Annotated in this window: 22 protein-coding genes; 15 read left to right on the forward strand and 7 right to left on the reverse strand. The window is 42.8% G+C overall.

Features of this window, described 5'->3' with window-relative positions; all coding sequences use genetic code 11:
* Nucleotides 1–7 precede the first annotated feature (7 nt).
* On the reverse strand, nt 8–439 hold the full coding sequence (locus tag BA1DRAFT_RS10720; RefSeq protein ID WP_036778752.1) for a tripartite tricarboxylate transporter TctB family protein: 432 nt from the start codon (nt 437–439) through the stop codon (nt 8–10).
* A 13-nt stretch (nt 440–452) separates the two neighbouring features.
* Nucleotides 453–1,433: a Bug family tripartite tricarboxylate transporter substrate binding protein gene (locus BA1DRAFT_RS10725; RefSeq protein ID WP_036778754.1), complete on the reverse strand. Its 981-nt coding sequence runs from the start codon at nt 1,431–1,433 to the stop codon at nt 453–455.
* 375 nt (nt 1,434–1,808) lie between these two features.
* Between BA1DRAFT_RS10725 and BA1DRAFT_RS10730 the strand changes: the two genes are divergently transcribed.
* The 3 genes from BA1DRAFT_RS10730 (at nt 1,809) to BA1DRAFT_RS10740 (ending at nt 4,748) form a co-directional block, all read left to right on the forward strand.
* Nucleotides 1,809–2,465: a DUF7424 family protein gene (locus BA1DRAFT_RS10730; protein ID WP_036778756.1), complete on the forward strand. Its 657-nt coding sequence runs from the start codon at nt 1,809–1,811 to the stop codon at nt 2,463–2,465.
* Between the two features lie 197 nt (nt 2,466–2,662).
* Nucleotides 2,663–3,340 (forward strand): transcriptional regulator TctD, encoded by a 678-nt coding sequence (gene tctD, locus BA1DRAFT_RS10735; RefSeq protein ID WP_036778757.1) that lies wholly within the window; start codon nt 2,663–2,665, stop codon nt 3,338–3,340.
* The gene (locus tag BA1DRAFT_RS10740; RefSeq protein ID WP_036778760.1) at nt 3,327–4,748 is read left to right on the forward strand and encodes a sensor histidine kinase; all 1,422 of its coding nucleotides are present in this window, start codon (nt 3,327–3,329) and stop codon (nt 4,746–4,748) included. Before tctD ends, BA1DRAFT_RS10740 begins: the two co-directional genes overlap by 14 nt.
* On the opposite strand, the gene BA1DRAFT_RS10745 is transcribed toward BA1DRAFT_RS10740, so the two are convergent.
* Nucleotides 4,729–5,643, reverse strand: a complete 915-nt coding sequence (locus tag BA1DRAFT_RS10745; RefSeq protein WP_036778762.1) for a DMT family transporter — start codon at nt 5,641–5,643, stop codon at nt 4,729–4,731. The two genes, BA1DRAFT_RS10740 and BA1DRAFT_RS10745, sit on opposite strands and share 20 nt — an antisense overlap.
* 102 nt (nt 5,644–5,745) lie before the next feature.
* On the opposite strand from BA1DRAFT_RS10745, the gene BA1DRAFT_RS10750 reads away from it, so the two are divergent.
* From BA1DRAFT_RS10750 to BA1DRAFT_RS10800, 11 genes are all read left to right on the forward strand, one after another.
* Nucleotides 5,746–6,519, forward strand: a complete 774-nt coding sequence (locus BA1DRAFT_RS10750; RefSeq protein WP_036778765.1) for a helix-turn-helix domain-containing protein — start codon at nt 5,746–5,748, stop codon at nt 6,517–6,519.
* 89 nt (nt 6,520–6,608) lie between these two features.
* The gene (pdxB, locus tag BA1DRAFT_RS10755) at nt 6,609–7,736 is read left to right on the forward strand and encodes a 4-phosphoerythronate dehydrogenase PdxB (RefSeq protein WP_036778767.1); all 1,128 of its coding nucleotides are present in this window, start codon (nt 6,609–6,611) and stop codon (nt 7,734–7,736) included.
* A 51-nt stretch (nt 7,737–7,787) separates the two neighbouring features.
* On the forward strand, nt 7,788–8,798 hold the full coding sequence (locus BA1DRAFT_RS10760; RefSeq protein WP_036778770.1) for an aspartate-semialdehyde dehydrogenase: 1,011 nt from the start codon (nt 7,788–7,790) through the stop codon (nt 8,796–8,798).
* 41 nt (nt 8,799–8,839) lie between these two features.
* The gene (gene truA, locus BA1DRAFT_RS10765; protein ID WP_181147867.1) at nt 8,840–9,634 is read left to right on the forward strand and encodes a tRNA pseudouridine(38-40) synthase TruA; all 795 of its coding nucleotides are present in this window, start codon (nt 8,840–8,842) and stop codon (nt 9,632–9,634) included.
* Nucleotides 9,635–9,681: 47 nt separating this feature from the next.
* Nucleotides 9,682–10,371, forward strand: coding sequence for a DedA family protein (locus tag BA1DRAFT_RS10770; RefSeq protein ID WP_036778774.1), 690 nt, complete (start codon nt 9,682–9,684; stop codon nt 10,369–10,371).
* 103 nt (nt 10,372–10,474) lie between these two features.
* A complete protein-coding gene (accD, locus tag BA1DRAFT_RS10775) occupies nt 10,475–11,419 on the forward strand; it encodes an acetyl-CoA carboxylase, carboxyltransferase subunit beta (RefSeq protein WP_036778776.1) in 945 nt (314 codons plus the stop codon).
* Nucleotides 11,412–12,710, forward strand: coding sequence for a bifunctional tetrahydrofolate synthase/dihydrofolate synthase (gene folC / locus BA1DRAFT_RS10780; RefSeq protein WP_036778778.1), 1,299 nt, complete (start codon nt 11,412–11,414; stop codon nt 12,708–12,710). The genes accD and folC overlap by 8 nt, the downstream gene beginning before the upstream one ends.
* Complete coding sequence (gene dedD / locus BA1DRAFT_RS10785; protein ID WP_036778781.1) at nt 12,700–13,383, forward strand: cell division protein DedD; 684 nt, start codon at nt 12,700–12,702, stop codon at nt 13,381–13,383. Before folC ends, dedD begins: the two co-directional genes overlap by 11 nt.
* Before the next feature lie 218 nt (nt 13,384–13,601).
* Nucleotides 13,602–14,108 (forward strand): colicin V production protein, encoded by a 507-nt coding sequence (gene cvpA, locus BA1DRAFT_RS10790; RefSeq protein ID WP_036778783.1) that lies wholly within the window; start codon nt 13,602–13,604, stop codon nt 14,106–14,108.
* 14 nt (nt 14,109–14,122) lie between these two features.
* On the forward strand, nt 14,123–15,640 hold the full coding sequence (gene purF / locus BA1DRAFT_RS10795) for an amidophosphoribosyltransferase (RefSeq protein WP_036778785.1): 1,518 nt from the start codon (nt 14,123–14,125) through the stop codon (nt 15,638–15,640).
* Between the two features lie 45 nt (nt 15,641–15,685).
* A complete protein-coding gene (locus tag BA1DRAFT_RS10800; protein WP_036778787.1) occupies nt 15,686–16,270 on the forward strand; it encodes a UbiX family flavin prenyltransferase in 585 nt (194 codons plus the stop codon).
* Here the strand turns inward: BA1DRAFT_RS10800 and BA1DRAFT_RS10805 are convergent.
* The 4 genes from BA1DRAFT_RS10805 to BA1DRAFT_RS10820 all read right to left on the reverse strand — a co-directional run bounded on the left by BA1DRAFT_RS10805 (nt 16,251) and on the right by BA1DRAFT_RS10820 (nt 20,122).
* Entirely contained in the window at nt 16,251–17,165 is a 915-nt protein-coding gene (locus BA1DRAFT_RS10805; RefSeq protein WP_036778789.1) for a TIGR01777 family oxidoreductase, read from the reverse strand. The two genes, BA1DRAFT_RS10800 and BA1DRAFT_RS10805, sit on opposite strands and share 20 nt — an antisense overlap.
* A gap of 154 nt (nt 17,166–17,319) precedes the next feature.
* On the reverse strand, nt 17,320–17,940 hold the full coding sequence (yfcG, locus tag BA1DRAFT_RS10810; protein WP_036778791.1) for a GSH-dependent disulfide bond oxidoreductase: 621 nt from the start codon (nt 17,938–17,940) through the stop codon (nt 17,320–17,322).
* A 172-nt stretch (nt 17,941–18,112) separates the two neighbouring features.
* On the reverse strand, nt 18,113–19,642 hold the full coding sequence (locus tag BA1DRAFT_RS10815; protein WP_051560740.1) for a hypothetical protein: 1,530 nt from the start codon (nt 19,640–19,642) through the stop codon (nt 18,113–18,115).
* Between the two features lie 69 nt (nt 19,643–19,711).
* Nucleotides 19,712–20,122, reverse strand: a complete 411-nt coding sequence (locus BA1DRAFT_RS10820) for a type III secretion system chaperone (protein ID WP_036778794.1) — start codon at nt 20,120–20,122, stop codon at nt 19,712–19,714.
* A gap of 812 nt (nt 20,123–20,934) precedes the next feature.
* On the opposite strand from BA1DRAFT_RS10820, the gene BA1DRAFT_RS10825 reads away from it, so the two are divergent.
* Nucleotides 20,935–22,812: a lipase family protein gene (locus BA1DRAFT_RS10825; RefSeq protein ID WP_036778796.1), complete on the forward strand. Its 1,878-nt coding sequence runs from the start codon at nt 20,935–20,937 to the stop codon at nt 22,810–22,812.
* The last annotated feature ends 162 nt before the right edge of the window (nt 22,813–22,974 follow it).

Raw genomic sequence — 22,974 nt, forward strand, 5'->3', positions numbered from 1 at the left:
TTCTCCGTCAGTTGAGCCAGCTACCGAGAGGCAGGGTTACGTCAAGTAAGCGGTCAAAGGCGAAATAGAGCGTGACGCCAAGGAACACCCCGGAAATGATTGCGGCAGGCAATGTTGCGTTAAACAACAGTGCGACACTGAATGTCAGCAGCGCTGTAGCGAGAGGGAACCCCAGCCACTCAAATGCCCAGCCATAGATAACCAAAGAGATAATCAACAACATTAGGCGACGGATAACGGGGGCGCTAGGCCAATTGCTCTGTTCTGGTTTTTTGAAAAGCAGTAGTAAGGCACAGAGCGCCATCAGAGACAGAATGATCATTGGGAAAGGTCTAGGTCCCAAAGGTTCATAAGTGTATTCGCTCTGAATGCCCCAACCAATAACCATCCCAATGGCACAGAGCACTAGCCAGATAGCAGCAAAGATACGATCGCTCATAATGATGACTCTGTTATTTGGCTAAGCCAAAAGCTCTGGCTTGTTCACGATATTGTTCAACCTGTTTTTTCACATAGTTGTCCAACTCTTTGCCGGTCATGTTGAATTCGAACAACCCACGGATATCACGCTGTTTTTTAAAAACATCTGTTTGTTGTAGTTTATTAAAAGTATCGACCCACCATTGGTACTCTTCGTCAGAAACTTTTGGACCCATGTAAAATCCACGGATAATCGGCCACACCAAGTTATAACCTTGCTCTTTGGCAGTAGGAATATTGGCTAAATCGCCATCTAGCCGTTTATCTGCATAAACAGCTAAGACCCGGATTTTGTCTCCATTCAGGTAAGGAACCATCTCGCTCAGATCACCAGAAACCGCCTGAATATGATTACCTAGCAGAGCGGTGACAGGTTCGCCACCTCCCTCAAAAGCGACATAACGCATCTTGTGAGGATCAATACCGACCTCTTTTGCCAGCAGTGCGGTTTTCATCCAGTCCTGACTACCGATAGAAGCGCCAGCGCCAAATACAATGCTGTTAGGATTATTCTTGAAAGCGTTCATCAAATCGTTCAGGGTGCGGTAAGGTGAATCGGCACGGACAGCGATCATCCCATAATCAGTCCCAACACTCGCCAGCCAGCGCACATCATTAACGTTATAGCGGCCAAATTTCCCCTGAGACAGATTGAGCAGAGAACCGCCAGAAAAGGCGACAAGGGTTCCCGCTTCAGCAGGTCGTTGTGCGACGATAGCATTGTAAGCGACAGCACCAACACCACCGGGCATAAAGGTGACGCGCATAGGTTTGCTGATCTCTTTCGTATCCAGTAATGAAACTTGGATCAGTTTGCAGGTCAGGTCAAACCCGCCACCCGGTTTTGCAGGGGCAATGCATTCGGTCCTGCCAGGCGCACTGGCAGCAAAAACACTGCTTGTGCCAAATAGTAAAGCGGTTGCCGCTAATATCTTGATCGTTATAGCTTTCATTTGTTTACTCTCATCAATACCCGTGTAAGATATACCACTACAACCAAACTTGGTTGACCCAATTAGTAATAACAAAACCTTTCATTTACCTTTCATTAACAAGAAAAGTTGTTGATATGTGATTTTAATCTCTTAAATTTGCGTAGTGTTTCGCATTAATGAGCTAACAAATAGCTACAGGCTTTCTTTTTTGTTTTGGTTTGTTGTAAGTTTCTCGTAGTTTTGAGGTTGTACTGTTTTGTTTGCGAGAATTTTACATTCGGCTAAGAGGGGATCATGTAAACGGTAATTCTTTATTTGTGCAATCTGTTAAATTAAACGGAGAATTTATTGAATATAATCAGGCTTTATCTTGCGGAAATCTGAATTGAGGAAATGATGAAAAAATTGATTCTTTGTAGTGTTATGGCTAGTGCTATGGCTCTTGCTTTGACAGGATGTAAAACAGAACTCGACACCTCGGTATCCGTTAACCAGCTATTATCTGAACAGGTTAAAATGGTAACATCTGACTTGTTGGTTGAAGTCAGTGCATGTGGTGATTATAAAGATTCCAGACAGCCATCAAAATCTCTGTTAGAGGCTCAGGAAAAAGTACCGGCTATTTTTTCCGGCGTGGAATATGTGGAATGTTTTAGAAAAAATATGGATTCACTTGCTCACTTTAAAGTTCCCATCAGTGTAGGGAATTCAAGTGTGGCTGGTTCTACTCAGGGTATTCACCTTTACGGTAATGGCGTAGATATCTTAGCGATAAGCATACCAAAAGAGATGAAGAAGAAAATTAACCAGCTAAATAATTCAATAGCATCAAAAATCAAAATCTCAATTAATATTAAGAATGACACAGATAAAATTTTAAAAATGAAGGGTTTATCTGTGTTTCTTAATGATAAGGAGCCGATTGTGATATCGAATTTTAGTTTGAAAGTAGGCAGTGAAATAAAACTCACTTTGTCTAATGTCTCTGTAGCGTCTGCATTGGATGAACGTTTTGATTTTACCCCTGTGCTTATGGCAATATCTGAGTAAATGGAAGCGGTAATAGAAATTTATTACTTGATTCGGTATGACAGAATATCCTGTTATTGATAGCGCGATATTCTGGTGCTCAAATGGAGTTGAATCAGTGTCTGACTATTTTTCAGAAAGATAGGTGTGGCGATATAAACTGAAAATATAGTTATGCTTGTAATTATATTTATATTGGTCGATTAGATATTTAAAATATGCGCTTACTTTTGGTGGAAGACCACCCTGAATTATTGCACTGGCTGCAAAAAGCCTTGAGTAGTGCAGGGTTTGCTGTAGATATTGCGAGTGATGGCATCGTCGCTGATCAATTATTGCAGACAGAAAACTATGCATTGTTGATTTTGGATGTTTCTTTGCCGAGACTAGATGGCCTTTCATTATTGGTTCGTTTGCGTAAGCGTGGACAAAATTTGCCGGTATTATTATTAACGGCGAAGGCTGATGTTTCTGAGCGAGTGAAAGGGCTTAATTCTGGTGCTGATGATTATCTGACGAAACCTTTTGATTTACAGGAATTGGAGGCCCGTATCCGGGCATTACTTCGGCGTAGTGCAAATGTGCTACAGGAGACGCTGACATTCGGTTCCCTTGTTTATCAGGATGATGGTTACTTTATTCTGAACGATGAGCCATTGGCTTTGACGCCACGGGAACTTTCGGTTTTGACAACATTGTTCCATCGTCGAGGGAGACCTGTTTCTAAACAACAGCTGTTTGAACAGGTATTTGCACTGTTAGATGAAGCAAACCCACAAAGTATTGAACTTTATGTACACCGGATTCGAAAGAAATTGTCAGGCAGTAATGTGGGAATAAGTACATTACGGGGATTAGGTTATCGTCTGGAGTGCCAGAAAGATGAGATGGTTTAAAGTGCCGAACTCATTGTTTCATCAGTTACTCTTGTTTTTTGGCGTTCCGCTATTTTTGTTGGGCTGTTTATCGGTTTGCACCCATTATTGTAGCGCAGAGAATGCGGCTACGTTGGCTTATGACCGGACCTTATTGGCATCTGCTCGAACTGTCGCAGAACGGCTGGCTGTTCAGAATAATCAATTGATTGTCGATGTACCTTATGTCGTTTTGGATAGTTTTGAGCGAAATATGAATGATAGATTGTTCTATCAAGTATTATCTCCTGAAGGGAAAACCATTTCTGGTTATGATGATTTGCCTTTAATACCTAAAGATACGCTTCGCTCCAATTTATACACCGCTTTGGTTTATTTCTATGATGCTGAATATCACGGCCATCCTATTAGGGTTGCCGCCCTTTATCAGCCAATTAATGAAGGAGGGATGATGGGAATGGCGTTGATACTGGTTGCCGAAACAGTGGCTTCCCGCCATTATCTTGCGCAACAATTATTAATATCATCTTTGATGAGTCAAGGAACAGTGGTTGGGTTGACTCTGATTCTGGCTTACTTTCTGTTGAAACAGTTACTTAAACCATTGCATAAACTTTCTGGCGTCATGGTCCGTCGTCCCGCTAATGATCTCACTCCATTACCGGATATGTTGCCTTGGTCAGAACTTTCCCCGTTATTATATGCATTTAATCGTTATATAGAGCGACTGAAACTGATGGTGAACCGACAGGAGAGGTTCAGCGCGGATGCTTCTCATCAACTCAGAACACCATTAACGGTATTAAAAACTCAAGTAGCGGTAGCGCTTGCCAGCGAAGATCCCATGCAATGGAAAGAAAGCTTACAGGCCATTAATAGTACATTGGATAACACTATCTCTCTGACGGATCGTTTATTACAGCTCTCTCGTTTGAAAGCGCATGAAAAGGAAGCTGTTCGGGATTATAGGCCGGTCAATTTAGTTGAATTGTTGCAACAGGCGTGTTTTTCTCGTTTGCAACAGGCTGAAAGTAAGCATATTGATTTGGGTTATGAAGGAGAAAATGCTCAATGGATTAAGGGGGAACCTGTATTACTGACAGAAATGTGCGCGAACTTATTGGACAATGCGATTAAATATACGCCGGAAGGTGGCATTGTCACGGCTAGAGTGATTCTCAGCGCTTGTAAGGCATACTGTTATTTGGAAGTGGATGACAGTGGGCCGGGGATTGCTAAAGAAGAAGTTAATTTGTCTTTGATGGCTTTTAATCGTCTTGATAATGCAGCGGGGCATGAAGGGGCAGGGCTGGGATTAGCCCTGGTCAAAGACATCAGTATTTATCATGGCACTCACCCCCAATTATTGCCTAGCGAAATGCTAGGAGGCTTATTGGTAAGAATCCCTTTTAAGCTTTCTGATGATTAACATCCTGAGATTTTCCTGTCTTACGTCCAATAAGAGGAGTACGTAGTTGCTGTGCCAGCATAACGCCCAATAACGTTATACCGCCGCCAATCAAATGGTAACTGTGCATCTCTTCATGTAGAACCAGAATAGCGATAATTGCGGTAAATACCGGGGCCAGATTCATAAATATGGAAGCAGTATTAGCGCCAAGCTTTATAACACCTTGTATCCATAAGTAGGGAGCGAGAATTGAGGCCGGAATGCCAGCGAATAGGACTAACGAAATATTGTTGGTGTTTAGTTGAACATCTTTTGTTAACAAAAAATTGGGTAGTAATAACAGGACGCCAAAAGCGATTTGTACATACAGGGATTGCCAGTTGGGTAATGGAATAGACCAACGTTTGGTTAATACGCCATAGAGTGCATAGGAGATGGAAGCAATCAACATCATCAATTCTCCGTGACCTAAACCGTGTTGCAGCAATGACATAGGATCACCGGCGCTAACCAACCAGACTAAACCAAACAAAGATATAACGGTACCGAGAACAATACCGACAGTGGGGATAACACGTAAAATAAATATACTAATGACGACAGTTAAAAGAGGAATAAGTGAGTTAAGAATTCCCATAAATGTTGCGCTGACGCTGTGTGCTGCGTAATAAGCCAGGCTCTGATAAAGCACCATGCCAAGCGAGCTAAGTATTAAGAGTTTCCACCAGTGTTGACAGATTGTTTTCCATTGGCGAATGACAGGTAATATAACAAAGGGGGTTAATGTGAGAAAAGCAAGGAACCAGCGGTAAAAAGAGATTGCCGCTGGATCAATAACGGTGGCAGAGGCTTTACTCACTACAGCATTAATTGACCAAATCAAGACGGCCAGAAGTGGAAAAATCATATTCATATAAGTGAATCGCATTGAGATAAAAATGAAAGCTCAGTCTAAAGGTGTCTGGTTTATTATATATAACGATAATCAGACAATAGATAAGGCAATTAAGACAATATGACAGAAAAGCTGAATGAACCTGTAGATATTATGGCTATTCCTGCGAGTATCTCTTTTCGTAACGAATTATTCAGTGCGAATACAGAATGTTTACGTCATGTCCATCCATTTGGGCAGCTTATTTATGTCGTTTGTGGCGTAATGGCAATGAATGTTGGGGAACAACATTTTTTGGCTCCACCACAATTTTGTGTCTGGATACCAGAAGGAGTAGAACATTCGGGCTATAGCAAAAAGGCCATGCGATTCAGGGCAATAGATATCTCTCCTCAGTGGGGAAAATTATTACCAGATCAACCTTGTATTATCCGGCTGAGTCCAATATTCAATATCATTATGGCTGATTGTTTTGAACGTGGCTTGAAGGTACCGGAAACAGAGCAGGATTTGCGGTTAGCTCAGGTGCTGATTGATCAATTGGTTCAATCTCCTGTGCAGTATACCTATCTGCCTTCATCTAAAGATAAACTTTTGGCATCGATATTACAGGAAATCGAACATAATCCAGCTGATAACACTTCATTGGCGCAATGGGCAAAGCTGCGTTATACCTCGGAGCGTACTTTGTCACGGCGTTGCCAACAAGAATTGGGAATGTCATTTCGTGAGTGGCGGCAACGGTTACGGTTTTTACATGCTATTTCCTTATTGGAACAAGGGAAAACAGTGAATGAAGTCGCTTTTGATGTGGGGTATAGCTCATCTTCTGCGTTTATTGCTATGTTTCAGCAGTTGGCGGGTACGACACCGGAGCGTTTCAGGAAGAGTTAATAATAAAACAAACCGTTATTATGGGTTTTGTTATGATTCAGTGGCAAAATAGCTGGCTACGTCCGTTTTATGCCACAGGATAGAATTAAATGAAGATTCTGGTTGATGAAAATATGCCTTATGCTGAACAACTATTTCAGCCATTGGGGGATGTGCGAGCTATTCCGGGGCGTCCAGTGCCGACAGGTGTACTGGATGATGCTGATGCCTTTATGGTCCGTTCAGTAACTACAGTCAATGAAGGGCTGTTGGAAGGTAGCACGATAAAATTTATCGGTACGGCTACCGCAGGGACTGACCATGTGGATCAGTCGTGGTTATCGCGCGCAGGAATTGGATTCTCTGCTGCGCCGGGATGTAATGCCATTGCTGTGGTTGAATATGTTTTCTCTGCATTAATGTTGCTGGCTGAACGTGACAATTTTGAGCTCAAAGATAAGGTTGTAGGCATTATCGGTGTCGGTAATGTCGGCAGTAGACTGGCGGAACGGTTAGCTGCCCTTGGTGTGCGGACACTCTTATGTGATCCGCCAAGAGCTGCCAGAGGGGATGTTGGCGAATTTTGTCCACTGGAAAAACTGGTCAAAGAGGCGGATATTCTGACATTCCACACGCCATTGAATAAATCGGGGCCATATAAAACATACCATTTAGTGGATGCTGAATTATTGTCGGCTTTGCCGGATAATTGCATATTGATTAATGCCAGCCGTGGTGAAATTGTTGATAATCAAGCATTGCTTACCGAGTTGAAACGCGGCAAAAAACTCCGTGTTGTTCTGGATGTATGGGAGCCGGAACCTGATTTATCCCTACCATTACTGGAATTAGTTGATATTGGTACACCGCATATCGCGGGTTATACCCTCGAAGGTAAAGCGCGTGGTACCACACAGGTATTTGAAGCTTACTGTGAATTTCTTGGCCAACCCCGCAAAGTAGCTTTATCTGATCTGTTGCCGGAGCCAGATTTCAGCCGGGTTACCCTGCATGGTAATGTGACTCAAAGCACACTGAAGCGGCTGATGCATTTAGTGTATGATGTGCGCCGCGATGATGCCCCGTTACGGCAAGTGGCCGGTCAAAAAGGGCAATTTGATTATCTGCGTAAAAACTATTTAGAACGTCGGGAGTGGTCATCCCTGACGGTATGTTGCGATAACCGAGAGAGTGCTGAGTTGTTAGCCGCTCTTGGTTTCAGTACAGAACTGATTTAATCCGTGCAGAAATATATCTGCATGTCAGAAATATAGATGGAGAAAACCAACATGTCAGAAGGTTGGAATATTGCCCTGTTGGGTGCGACAGGAGCAGTAGGTGAAGCGATATTGGCGTTATTACAAGAGCGTCAGTTTCCCGTTGGTGAATTGTATCCTCTCGCCAGTGAGCGTAGTGCCGGTGAAAGCCTGCGTTTTAATGGTAAAAATTTTGTTGTTGGCGATGCCGCTGATTTTGACTGGTCACAGGTACAACTCGCTTTTTTCGTGGCTGGATTAGAAGCCACAGCACGATATGTTGAAAAAGCGACAGAAGAAGGTTGCTTGGTGATTGATAGCAGTGGGTTGTTTGCTATGGAGCCGGATGTACCTTTAGTTGTTCCGGGTGTTAACCCTCATTCATTGGCGGATTATCGCAACCGTAATATTATCGCTTTGGCGGATAATATGACTAGTCAGGTACTGACAGCCATTAAACCGCTGGTGGATGCTGCTGGAATTGCACGTTTGCATTTGACTAATCTGTTCTCTGTTTCTGTTCACGGCAAAGCGGCAGTTGATGAATTAGCAGGGCAGAGCGCCCGTTTACTTAACGGCATCCCACCGGAGCCGGGCCGTTTTAGTAAACAACTGGCATTTAATCTTTTGCCGTTGCCGACAGATGTTGAAGGTTCTGTGAGTGAAGAGCGTCGTCTTGTGGATCAAATCCGCAAAGTTTTACAGGATGAGGGATTACCCATTTCAGTGAGTTGCGTTCAGTCTTCTGTTTTTTATGGTAATGCTCAGGTCGTTCATTTGGAAACCTTGCGTCCGGTTGGGGTAGAAGAAGCGCGAGAAGAATTAGCGCGGATGGTTGATATTAACGTTGCAGATGAAGGCGATTATCCGACTCCAGTGACAGAAGCATCGGGTAATGATGCGCTGAGTATTGGTTGCCTGCGCCATGATTATGGTATGCCGGAAGTATTACAATTCTGGTCTGTGGCCGATAACATCCGGTTTGGCGGTGCATTAATGGCTGTTGAAACCGCGGAAAAACTGATTCAGGAGCAATTTTACTGATGTTCGGTACAGAACAAACAGAATCTGTGCCAGGTTCAAAAATGAAAATTGCATTGGGCATTGAGTACGACGGCAGCCGATATTATGGTTGGCAACGTCAGCAAGAAGTGAAAAGTGTTCAAGGATGCCTTGAAGAAGCATTATCAAAAGTCGCCGATGAACCTGTATCGGTATTTTGTGCTGGTCGGACCGATGCTGGGGTACATGCAACAGGGCAAGTTGTGCATTTTGAAACGGCTGTTCAACGCAAGGATGCCGCATGGACAATGGGTGTCAACGTACACTTACCGCCGGATATTGCTGTTCGTTGGGTAAAAACCGTGGATGAGAGTTTCCATGCCCGTTTTAGCGCAACTGCCCGGCGATATCGTTACATTATTTTTAATCATCGTTATCGCCCGGCAGTGTTGGCTAATGGCGTGACTCATTTTCACTATTCATTGGATGAAAAGCGAATGCATCAGGCAGCGCAATGTTTGTTAGGGGAAAATGATTTTACCTCTTTCCGTGCAGTGCAATGCCAATCTAAAACACCTTGGCGTAATGTGATGCATATTAATGTCAGCCGTTATGGGCATTATGTCGTTATAGATATTAAAGCCAATGCTTTTGTACATCATATGGTGCGTAATATTGCCGGTAGCCTGATGGAAATTGGTTGTGGGAATCAGGATATTAACTGGATGGCCCAGTTGCTTGTTTTAAAAGACCGGACGAAAGCCGCTGCGACGGCAAAAGCGGCAGGGTTGTATTTGGTTGCTGTTGATTATCCGGCGCAATTTGATTTGCCTGGCGCTGCTATGGGACCTCTGTTTTTGGCAGATGATCTGATTTAACATTTGTTAGTTGCCGACACGGATGTTTTGGCATAGCGGGGAATATGATGGAATTTCTGACTCATTTTGTTGATTTTGCTAAATTTATTATTGATTTCATTCTCCATATTGACATTCATTTAGCCGAACTGGTCGCACAATATGGTCATTGGGTGTATGGCATTCTGTTTCTGATTTTATTTTGTGAAACAGGATTAGTGATTACGCCGTTTCTGCCGGGAGATTCGCTGTTATTTGTCGCCGGTGCTTTAGCGGCTTTGGACTCAAATGATCTGAATGTACATCTCATGGTGGTATTGATGATTATTGCGGCTGTTATTGGCGATGCTGTGAACTATGCTATTGGCCGCATCTTTGGCGAAAGGTTATTTACTAATCCAAATTCAAAAATTTTCCGTCGCAGTTATTTAGATAAAACACATGAGTTTTATGAAAAACATGGTGGGAAGGCAATTATTTTGGCGCGATTTGTACCGATTATCAGAACATTTGCACCATTTGTTGCAGGTATGGGGAAAATGTCTTATCGTCGTTTTGCTGCTTATAACGTGATTGGCGCACTAGTTTGGGTTCTGTTATTCACCTATTCTGGTTATATATTCGGTGATATGCCAATGGTACAACAGAATTTGAAACTGTTGATTGTCGCTATCATCTTTATCTCAATCCTGCCCGGAGTGATTGAAATTTGGCGTCATCGTCGTGCGGTGATGAAGCAGAATAGTGATAACCGGTAACAGGTTTGAGCAGTTTTTTATCCACACTGTAATAGCATTGTGGTTTAATGGCACACAAATAACAAAACTGGCATAAGCCAGATTCAGACGGAAAGATCATTCAATGAGCTGGATTGAAAAAATTCTTAATAAAAGCAACATTACCCAAACTCGTAAAGCGAACATCCCAGAAGGGGTTTGGACTAAATGTGATAGTTGCAGTCAGGTGCTCTACCGTGCTGAGTTAGAGCGCAATCTTGAGGTTTGCCCTAAATGTGATCATCACATGCGTATTTCGGCGCGTACCCGATTGGCTACATTCCTTGATGAAGGAGCAACGACGGAATTAGGGGGGGAATTAGAGCCAAAAGATATTCTTAAATTCCGCGATTCCAAAAAGTATAAAGATCGTATATCAGCGGCGCAGAAACAAACCCAAGAGAAAGATGCCCTGATCGTGATGAAAGGCACTCTGAGTGGGATGCCAGTTGTTGCTGCTGCTTTTGAATTTGCATTTATGGGCGGTTCTATGGCTTCGGTTGTTGGAGCCCGTTTTGTCCGTGCCGTAGAACAAGCGTTGGCAGACAATTGTCCTCTGATTTGTTTTTCTGCCAGTGGCGGCGCTCGTATGCAAGAGGCATTGATGTCATTGATGCAGATGGCGAAAACTAGTGCTGCTTTAGCAAAAATGCAAGAACGTGGTTTGCCTTATATTTCTGTCATGACCGATCCGACAATGGGCGGTGTTTCAGCAAGTCTGGCGATGTTGGGTGATATCAATATTGCTGAACCAAAGGCATTGATTGGTTTTGCCGGGCCACGAGTTATTGAGCAGACGGTTCGTGAAAAATTACCGTCCGGTTTCCAGCGTAGTGAGTTTTTGCTGGAAAAGGGAGCGATTGACATGATTGTTCGTCGTCCTGAAATGCGTGACACACTTGCCAGTTTACTTTCTAAACTCACTCATCAGTCACAGCCAGGTACTAAGCCAATTGTTGCTGAATTTGTGGCAGAACCCGCTGATGTCGAGGCGGATATTCAAATAAACACCAATAAAGAAGATGTCTGACACTTTACAAATTCCTCAAGCCACGTCGCCATTGATGACGTGGCTTTCCTATCTTGGGAACCTGCACGCTAAGGCCATTGATATGGGGCTTGAGCGTGTGGGGAAGCTTGCCCAAACGTTAGAATTGGTTAATCCTGCGCCTAAGGTGATAACTGTATCCGGGACTAATGGCAAAGGAACCACCTGTTGCACGATAGAATCTATTTTGTTGGCGTCCGGGCTGAGAGTGGGTGTTTACAGCTCTCCGCATCTTGTACGTTATACCGAAAGAGTGCGTATTCAGGGGAAAGAGTTACCTGAACAGGAATTCTGCCGTGTATTTGCGGATATTGAATCTCGTCGCGGCGATATTTCACTAACTTATTTTGAATATGGCACATTGGCGGCTTTGCAACTGTTTAAACAAGCTTGTCTGGATGTGGTCATCTTAGAAGTAGGCTTAGGTGGGCGGTTGGATGCGACAAATATTGTAGATGCCGATATTGCCGCTATTACCAGCATTGCAATTGATCATATTGATTGGTTGGGGTCGGACCGCGAGCATATTGGTCGTGAGAAAGCGGGGATTTTCCGTAAAGATCGCTTTGCCGTAGTGGGTGAGCCGGATATGCCATTTTCTATTGCGGAAGTTGCGGGCGAATTAGGAGCCAAGCTGTTCCGCTGTGGCATTGATTGGCGTTTCTCTCAACAGGATAAAAACTGGCACTGGCAATCTGATGATAGGCTATTTAGCAATCTACCTTTGCCAAATGTTCCTCTGATGAATGCTGCAACGGCAATGGGTGTTATTTGTTGTCTGTTACGACAAGAGGATAAAGTCGGTCAGGCTATTAATGAGAGCGCCATCCATCAAGGGTTGCAAAATGCACAGTTGCCGGGGCGTTTTCAGGTAGTTCGTGAAAATCCACTGTTGATCTTGGACGTGGCGCATAATCCCCATGCGGCGGCTTATCTGGTACAGAAACTGGCTCAATTACCTCGTCAACCGGGTAGCAAAATCCTTGGTGTCGTGGGTATGTTAGGTGATAAAGACATTGCCGGTACACTGACTTGCCTGTCACAGCAAATAAATGAGTGGTATTGCGCTCCGTTGACTGAATTTCGTGGTGCCGATGCACAGACATTGGCGCAGTATCTTGAACAGCCACGGCTATTTACTGATGTGGAAAGTGCCTGGCATCAGGCGATGGCTGATGCTGATGAGCAAGATATTGTTGTCGTTTGTGGTTCATTCCACACAGTAGCGCATGTCATGGAGGCTCTGGACAGGGAGAAAGGAAGTGGCCAGTAGATTTCAGAATCGTTTGGTTGGAACAATTGTCTTGGTAGCATTGGGTGTCATTGTGCTGCCTGCGTTGCTAGACGGCAACAAGAAATATAACGAAGATAAATTTGCATCAATTCCCCTGGTTCCAAAGCCAGGGGACGAGCAGGAAATTGAATCTATACCTCCTCTTAATCCACCAATATTATCAGTGCCTCTGGAAGATGAGACAGAGGCATTGCAGCCAGAAACACTGGAGCAGCCGGAAATCCCATCGGTTACTATTCCTCAACCCACGCCGATAGTCCCTCCTGCTGTTCAGCCAGAAGTGAAGCCTCAACCACAGATTAAGCTTGAACCAAAACCAGAGACTAAGCCGCCAGTTCCGGCGCTTAAACCTAAACCAGACATTAAGCCAGAGCCGAAACCTGAAGTTAAACCGGTTGAAACCGCCCCGCAAGGGCAGGCTTATATCGTACAACTGGGTGCTTTAAAAAATGCCGGAAAGGTAGATGAAATTGTTGCCAGACTACGTTTGTCTGGTTATCAGGTTTATACGGTTCCTTCATCTCCGGTTCAGGGTCAATTAACCAGAATATATGTTGGTCCGAATGCCTCTAAGCAACAACTTGACTCGGCATTATCAGAATTGAAAAGTTTGACTGGATTACAAGGGCAGGTAAGGAGTTATCGGCCATAATAGTTACAGATTGTAATAAAAAGTGGGCGGATACCTATGTGACGAATAGGACAACGATCATGAGGAAGTAAATCTTAATGATTGCGGTGATGATGATTACTCAAATTCGCCGCCCAATTATTTTCAGTGAGATAGGAAATCTTGCTACGCAAACGTTTTCGTTTTCTGTTAGAATGCACTTGAAACGGATGCCGAGGTGTCTATTTTGGAATTAAAACATGGTTTGGATTGATTACGTTATTATCGCCATTATTGGCTTCTCGGCATTAGTTAGCCTGATTCGTGGGTTTATTCGTGAGGCATTATCGCTGGTTACTTGGGGATGTGCTTTCTTTGTGGCAAGCCATTTTTATACTTACTTAGCGGTCTATTTCACCCGTTTTGAAGATGAATTGGTGCGTAACGGGATCGCTATTGCGTTGCTGTTTATTGCTACTTTGATTGTCGGTTCCGTGGTGAACTATGTGATAGGTTCTCTTGTGCAACGGACTGGATTGTCAGGTACTGATCGAGTACTGGGGGTCTGCTTTGGGGCATTGCGTGGTGTACTGATTGTCGCGGCTATTCTGTTTTTTCTGGATACATTTACACCATTGGCTCGAAGTGAAGATTGGAAACAGTCACAATTGATCCCACAGTTCAGTCATATCATTAGGTGGTTCTTTGACTACCTGCAAAATGCGTCAAGTTTCTTGCCGGAGAAATATACCTCTCCGTTTGGCTGATGAGGAAAAACTACATGTGCGGTATTGTTGGTATCGTCGGTTTTACACCGGTTAACCAGTCGATTTATGATGCGTTGACGGTGCTTCAGCACCGTGGGCAAGATGCTGCGGGCATTGCCACTATTGATGGTAACAATGGGTTTCGTTTACGCAAGGCCAATGGCTTAGTGAGAGACGTGTTTGAAGCCCGGCATATGCTGCGTTTACAAGGAACGATTGGGATTGGTCATGTTCGCTATCCGACAGCGGGCAGTTCCAGTGCATCGGAAGCTCAACCGTTTTATGTGAACTCTCCATTTGGTATTACACTGACACACAATGGTAATTTGACAAATGCTCATGAGTTGAAGAAAAAGCTGTTTGAGAATGCCCGTCGTCATGTGAATACCACGTCAGATTCTGAGATTTTGCTTAATGTTTTTGCTAGTGAACTGGATTGCTTCCAACATTATCCATTGGAGCCTGATAATATTTTTGCGGCGGTAGCGGCACTGCATAAACAGGTGAGTGGCGCTTATGCCTGCATTGCGATGATTATTGGTCATGGATTAGTGGCTTTCCGTGATCCGCATGGTATTCGTCCGTTGGTTTTAGGCAAGCGTACCTTGGATGATGGCCGTAATGAATATATGGTTGCTTCTGAAAGCGTTGCATTGGATACGCTAGGCTTTGAATTCCTGCGGGATGTCGCATCAGGTGAAGCAGTTTATATTACTGAACAAGGTCAGCTATTTACTCGTCAATGTGCTGAAAATCCTTCTCTGACTCCTTGTTTATTCGAATTTGTCTATTTGGCTCGTCCAGACTCCTTTATTGATAAAATTTCGGTTTATAACTCCCGTATACGGATGGGACATAAACTGGGGGCGAAAATTGCCCGTGAATGGGAAGATTTGCATATTGATGTGGTGATTCCAATCCCCGAAACATCTTGTGATGTCGCGCTAGAAATTGCCCGCATACTCGGTAAACCCTATCGTCAGGGATTTGTGAAAAACCGTTATGTTGGCCGGACATTTATCATGCCTGGGCAACAGGAACGCCGGAAATCAGTCCGCCGTAAACTGAATGCCAATCGCGCGGAATTCCGTGATAAGAATGTGCTATTGGTGGATGATTCTATTGTGCGTGGTACAACGTCAGAACAGATTGTTGATATGGCTCGTGAAGCGGGCGCGAAGAGAGTTTATCTTGCTTCGGCAGCACCGGAAGTGCGTTTCCCGAATGTCTATGGCATTGATATGCCCAATGCAAATGAACTGATTGCTCATGGGCGTGAAGTGGATGAAATTCGTCAACTTATTGGTGCAGATGCATTGATATTTCAGGATTTAACCGATCTGATCGACGCTGTTCGTGAAGAAAACCCGGATGTTGATGGGTTTGAGTGTTCAGTATTCAATGGTGTTTATGTTACCAAAGACGTCGACCAGACTTATCTCTATTATTTGGAGAATCTGCGTAAAGATGATGAAGTAAAACTGAATAATCAGAATGAAATCGAAAACCTGGATATCTATAATGAAGGTTGATGGCCTTCGGGTTTAAATAGCTGTTCGGTGTTTGATGAGGAAAAAATGAAAAGATTGATAGTAGGGCTTACAGGAGCAAGCGGGGCTATTTATGGCGTAAGGCTACTGCAAGTTTTACAACCAGTTGAAGGAGTAGAGACACATCTGGTTATCAGTCGTTCCGCTCGCCAGACACTGGCGCTTGAAACAGATTATAGTTTACGAGATGTGCAGGCGCTGGCTGATGTTGTGTATGACAACAGAGATATTGCCGCTGCCATCTCTTCAGGTTCATTCAAAACTTCGGGCATGGTCATTCTGCCATGCTCAATAAAAACCCTTTCAGGTATTGTTCACAGCTATACTGATGGATTAGTGACCAGAGCGGCAGATGTTGTATTAAAAGAAAGTCGTAAGCTAGTGCTTGGGGTGAGAGAAACGCCGTTGCATTTGGGGCATCTCAGGCTGATGACTCAAGCGGCGGAAATTGGCGCGGTGATTATGCCGCCTGTGCCTGCATTTTATCATCAGCCTCAACAGATTCAGGATATTATCGACCAGACGGTTAACCGCGTGCTTGATCAGTTTGATATTGAGCTGCCTCATGATTTATTTACCCGCTGGCAAGGGGCTAAAAGCGTTGAGATTTAGCATTTAGCAGGTCTTCAAATGCCTCTTTTAGCTGAAAATAGCGAAAGCCAAAACCTGCTTGCTCCAGGTTATGCGGTATGGCCTGTTGTCCGCCGAGTACCAGCGCCGAAGCTTCTCCCATCAGTAATTTCAGCACAAAAGCGGGTGTTCGAATAATGGCGGGGCGATGCAATACTTCTCCCAATGTTGCGGCAAATTGATCATTATGTACTGGATAAGGGGCGGTCATATTAAAAGGACCGCTCAAATCAGGCGTCATTAACAGGTAATAGATGCCATTCACCATATCATCAATATGAATCCAGGGCAGATACTGTTTCCCGCTTCCCATAGGGCCGCCAAGCCCAAGACGGAACAGGGGAAGAATTTTTTTCAGTGCTCCGCCGTTTTTTGCCAGTACAACACCAGTACGTAAAAGACAAACACGGGTTTTATCACTGGCTGCCTGTAATGCAAGTTGTTCCCACTGCTTACATAGCTGATGAGTAAATTCATCATGAGGCGGCTCATGCTCTGTGATGACTGTTTGATTCTGATCCCCGTAATAGCCTACCGCAGAGCCGGAAATAAAAACTTCCGGTGGTGTCTGGCTGGCATTAATCAGCTTGCTGAGTTGCTCTGTTAATGTCCAGCGACTCTGGCACAGCTTCTCTTTTTGCGTTGAAGTCCATAGCTTGTTTGCTATGGGTTCGCCAGCAAGATTGATTACGGCATCAAAATCGTTGAGATCGGTTTTATCTTTCAGGCTGGTCCAGCATTCAGCTTGATTGCTGAATAGAGAATAAACTTTTTGAGGTGAGCGGCTTAGAATAGTGATGGAATGGGATAGAGAAAGAAGTTGGCAAACCAGACGGCTACCAATCAAACCTGTTCCGCCAGTGATTAAAATACGCATAACCACTCCTATAACCTAAATTGTTGATATAATAACTGTTGTTGATATAAAAACTATAGCATATAGCAGAGATATAAGGACTGGTGGTTAAAGATATAGCTATCTGTCAGCCTGATCAAGTTTTGCGGGGAAATAGTTACCCCGCAGACAGGTATTAGGCTTTGCTATAGGCAATTTGAGTGGCGGGGCGTTGGCTGATAACGTCAAACCATTTTTTCACTGCCGGATAATCGTTCAGATCAATATTTTGACGTTCATAGGCACGAACCCACGGATAAGTTGAGATATCAGCAATACTGTATTCCTGACCGCCCAGATAGGGTGTTTTTTCCAATTGGGTATTCAGGACTTGATACAAGCGCTTTGTCTCTTCTTGGTAACGATTAATCGCGTAAGGGACTTTCTCTGGCGCGAAATGACTAAAATGGTGATTTTGTCCTAGCATTGGGCCAAAGCCGCCGACCTGCCAAAACAGCCATTGCAGGCTTTGAATACGCTCACGCATATCTTTGCTGAGTAACTTACCCGTTTTTTCTGCCAGATAAGTAAGAATGGCGCCAGATTCGAAAATGGCGATAGGTTTACCCCCATCGACTGGTTGCTGATCAACGATGGCGGGAATCTTATTATTCGGCGAAATGGCAAGAAATTCAGGTTTGAATTGATCCCCGGCGCCAATATCAATTCGGTGAATATGATAGGGAAGACCCGCTTCTTCCAGGAAGAGGGTGATTTTATGGCCGTTTGGCGTTGGAGCATAATACAGATCGATCATGGAACCTCCAGTGGAACACGTAATTGCGTCACACATTACCATTAATTTATGCAGCGTGTAAGGTATGTTGATACCCTTCCTAGCCTAAGACCAACGTGATCTTCCTGAATAGCACGACAGGAAGATCTATTAATAAAGAGGTGATCAGCTTTTCTTCTGGAGAAAAGCGTACTTATTTGGAGCTTGTTTTTATGCTGCCATCGGCGTTAACTGTTGCCCGATTTCCGCCGTACAGATCTTTCCTGAAAGTAGAGTAATCTGTGTGGACATCATCACGGCCTTCTAATTCTGCCAATATTTCTTGGCTGGATACGCTAAACCCTTTGGCATAGATAGGAGAAGAAAAGGGTTCGGTATAGAGATTCAATCCCCACTGAGGCGCTAAACCGTGGTTAGCCGCGCCTAAATTAACTTCAATCATAGAGTGGTGATTATCATCAACCAGATAACCCGTTGCCAGCCATCGAGTCAGTTCTTTCATTTCCCGATCCCCACGTTGAATTGACTGCTCTGTTGATTCGCCGTTAGTAGGTGTACCTAAAGCAAGATCATTTTTCAGGCCCGCACCCAACAACCTGGCCGCAGTAATAAAACGATCTGTGGTGCCAGAAGGCGCAGCGACAGTTGGCAAATTGTGTAGAGCGGCATCCTGAGAAAATCCGGTATTTTCTTTCACATTCCAGACAGAAAAGCCGTTACCACGTTGTACGATAATGTTTTCCTTAGCTAACTCTTGATGTGCTTTGATAGGTTCTGAACGACCAAATTGATAGTCAGTTCTGTCCAGCCGGTTGCGAGGATTTAAACTGGCAAACGCCAGCTCTCGGTTGGTCAGACGATTATCGGCCTCAAGTGAAGCGGCGGTTGCCCAGACACTATCCTTATCAGGCGCTGCTGTTCTGAAATCTCTCTGGACTTCTGTAAGGCTATTGCCGGCCAAAGCCGGGTTACTGATAACTTCTTTCCCGTCTTTCTGTTTAGTCACCTGATATAATTCGGGATTTTCAGAGGCATTAAGTTTATTTTCATTTTTAAAAGTGTAGAGATTCAATTGATCAGGTAAGGGCTTTTCCTTAGTGGAACCGCGGGCAGGTGCAAAGTTTTTACTTTCCAAGTAACCAATATCAATTATATCCTTGAATTCTGATTTCAATTCAGGTGATGAATAAATTTTCTCCAGAGTGTCCCGGAAATAAGCTGAGTTAGTGAGATCATAATAAGCAGTGGCCTTCTCCCTCAATGTTAGCGGTTCTGTATCTGCCCTATCAGGTCTCACTCCATTTTGCCGTGCTTCACTAATGATTCGAGTAAATCCACCTGCGCCAAGCTGGCCGACAATACTAAAACCGGGCTTATCTCCGGTATAGGCATTAAGCATTTTAGTAACTGCTGTTAACTCATTACCCTCCGCCAGAACAAAAAGTTTCACCAGATTGGACAAGAGAGAATCAACTGTTTTATGGGCGGCAGTGCTTTCGCTGGCTAAACGAGAAATATTAGTTTCAATTTGCTTGTTAGTTACGACGGATTTTTCATTCCAACGTGTGATAACCGAGGTTGGCGCTGTCAGTGGATTATCAATGGTATTATTTAATAATGGCTCGCAGCAATGGCTAGTTTTATCTGTTGCCGTTGGTTGATGCAATTCAGTTTGATGAATATCGATTCTGGTGTTAGCTCTCTGTATTGAAAAATCTGGCATATTTTTTCTCCGTTATTTTATTCTATTTTCTGTTGTGAACCCTTTGAATTTACAGTCTGAAAAAACGTGTCAAACAAAAATATCGTGGGCCGAAGCGGAAGTGGTGGGTTTAGTTTCTGGAAAAGGAAGTTCAGCTCTTATTTTTTGCAGGTTTCCCAGAATATTAGCCAAGTCAGTAGCATCGATTCGTTCTATATCTTGTAATAAACAGAGACGAATAGTTTGCGTTGGCTGATGTAATGCAAGCCATGCTCCTCCAAGCATATTTATATTACTGTTTAATGAGAGCCAAAATTCCGCATCACTATTAACAAACGGAGCCACTGTATGATGGAAAGTCAGCATCGATCCTGTTGAATCTACTTCTAACCACCAGGGGCCATAATCACCAATGTTCAATTGCACTGCGCCGGTGGAAAGATTCAACATAATGTTGGTTTGAGCGGCAAAATCTGTGCATAATTTTTCTAATTTGGACATCAATAAATCTCATCAAAAAAATTAACAGTAAAATATTGCCACAAATTATGTGGCAGGAGCGTGGGATCGTCTATCAAAAACAGGCAATGATATTGTAGGAATTAATCAGATAGATGGGTTCTTAGTCGGATGTCAACATACGGTGAGGGTTGGTTTTTATGAAGAATGTGGTGATAAACCTGACGGAGTAAAGCGACATGCTAATACTGAATTCGGCGATGATTTCCGAGTCCTGGTAGATTAAGGAGCTAGTTCGGACATATTGCGTAATGATTATTTTATATGATGATTATGGCAAGAATATGGAAGTGTCAGGCATTGCTATTATATAGATTATAAATTATTGACATAATATTTATGTCAATAATAAAGTGCTGATATATTATCACTTGATCTTCTTCGCTATTTTTGTTTGGGATAGATAGGCTATTTTTATTATTTGATTCATTAAGGATAAAATTTAATGATTAATCATGATAGTGAGTAAGGATAATACTTTTCTCATGTAAATCAAACTATTATTTCTTCTGCTTTGTGGTGATAATAACTTCATATCAGGATAATGAGTTTTTGGTTTTTATTTTTTGTGGATTTAGTATTTGTGAAATTAAATAAATCAATGATCTGCATTGTTATTTGGTTGCCATTTTTTACCTTGTGTTTTTCATAATGATATTCGTTTTGCATTTATTGAATTTTATTACAATTACAGACTTGAGTGAATGAATTTTCTCTCCCACTATTATTGATGTATCGACCTAATAATAAGTGTCGAATTAATATTCCAGAATAAAAAGAGGGAGATAATAATTATGAGCGAATTATGCCCAGGTGACATTATTGATAGCCAAAAAACTACAGAAAATTGGGTGGAGTTCCAATTAGTTGATGAACAAGGTAATCCATTAGTGAATATGCCTTATCGTCTGATAAGTAGCGGGAGGTTTCGAGATGAACGCAAAGGTGTGACTAATAATCAAGGATTGCTTAGGGAAGAAAACTTATCACCTGATGCGGTGACGTTATATATCAGCGCTCAGCCATTAGCTGATGAAATGGAACAACGTCCATTACGGGAAAAACGCAGTATTAGGGCGTCAGTTGTCAAACCCAAAGCGGAAACGGAAGGTCATCAACACCATTATGTGACGATTGGACAGATAAGTGATGGCTTGCCTGTCATTGATAAATGGATAGAAGAGAAACCGCCACGCTATCATTTCCCGGATTCGGTACCGAAAGGTTTTCGTGTTCTCTCAACAAACTGCCGGTATGTTTTGGAAGTATGTCCATTTCGCGCATGGGTACTATTGTTACATCATCAGAAAGATTATTCCTTGGTGAATGCTTATAATTTGGCACTAATGGGATTACTGTCATATTTTGATGATAATGTCGATATAGCTGGTTCTATTACTCATTTTTTTAACCGACAGATGCTGGATATATCTCAATTGCCTGGTAAGGTGGAAAAAATAGCGCGTACTCCCATTGTTTATGATGTGCCATTTAGTGAACGTTACACTGATGTTGTATTTATTGATTCAAAAGCAGGTGAAAGCGGGATAGGAGATACGGAATTATTTTATGCAGCTAACCAACAGGATATTATTATCAGTTGGAGGGGGACGGCGAGTGTTGATGACGCCATTACTGATATTATGTATCAACCATTGAAATTGGGTTGTGAACCAGATGGGGTATGCAGTGGTTTTATTAATAATGGTAAAGTTCATAGGGGATTTTGGGAGGCATTTAATCTTATTGGTCAGTTAAAAGTTCCCGGTTCTGATGAAAATATGTTTGATAAAATTATTAATTTAGCTAAAAACCGAAACGTATTTGTTTGTGGACATAGTTTAGGTGGCGCTTTAGGGTTATTGCATAGTGCCCAACTGAAAGAATATCATCCTTGCTTGTATAGCTATGGGATGCCTCGGACATTAACCCGCAGCGCGGTACAAGAATTGGAAAATATGACACATTACCGTCATGTGAATGAAAATGATTTGGTTCCCTCTATGCCCCCGGAAAAAGATTTGGATAACTGGCTTTATAATTATTGGGGACCATTGGGTTATCTATTTAGTGCTATTGAATTGTTGGGTTTGACGAAAGGTCAGGAGGTTTTTTTACATCATGGAGAAATAGTTCATTTTTATAAGGCTGATCTTATTATTGAGAATTTAAAAAAGGATGATTCAAGCAACTTTATACGGCTTACAGAGGTATTGCCTGTCATGGCAAAATTGTATTTGATTCCGTCACTGAATCATGAAACTGAAGATAATATGAAGATGGCATCGGAGATTCAAAAGGAATTTTTTAAACATATAAGTAGTGCTGATAGGGATAAGTGGTTCCCACGTAATGCAAATCCGACCTTAAAATATGCTTTAGGTGTCCCTGATCACCGTATGCTAAACTATATTCATTACATTGGTGATAGAATTGCAGAATTGTTTTCTCCCGATAAATATTATTTTTATCAAGAACAGAAACAATTATTTGAAAAAACAATGAATGAAAGGAATGATATTATTCCTGATATTCGGCAACGCAATACGCTGTTTTTGAATATGGATAACCAATTAGAGCTAGCACTTATTGATACTCTGCAAGATCAACGTGGTATTTTGGCTTTAACACGTTATAGCAATATTGCTACGCGGATTGAGAAAGAATTATGATGAAACAGAGGTCAATAAATTAAATATTAAGATTAATGAATTGATATTTATACCCTATGGATTTCAAGATGCATCGCGACGGCAAGGGAGCGAATCCCCGGGAGCATAGAAAACTATGTGACCGGGGTGAGTGAGTGCAGCCAACAAAGAGGCAACTTGAAA

It is taken from the genome of Photorhabdus aegyptia (assembly GCF_000612035.1).
Lineage (GTDB): Bacteria > Pseudomonadota > Gammaproteobacteria > Enterobacterales > Enterobacteriaceae > Photorhabdus > Photorhabdus akhurstii.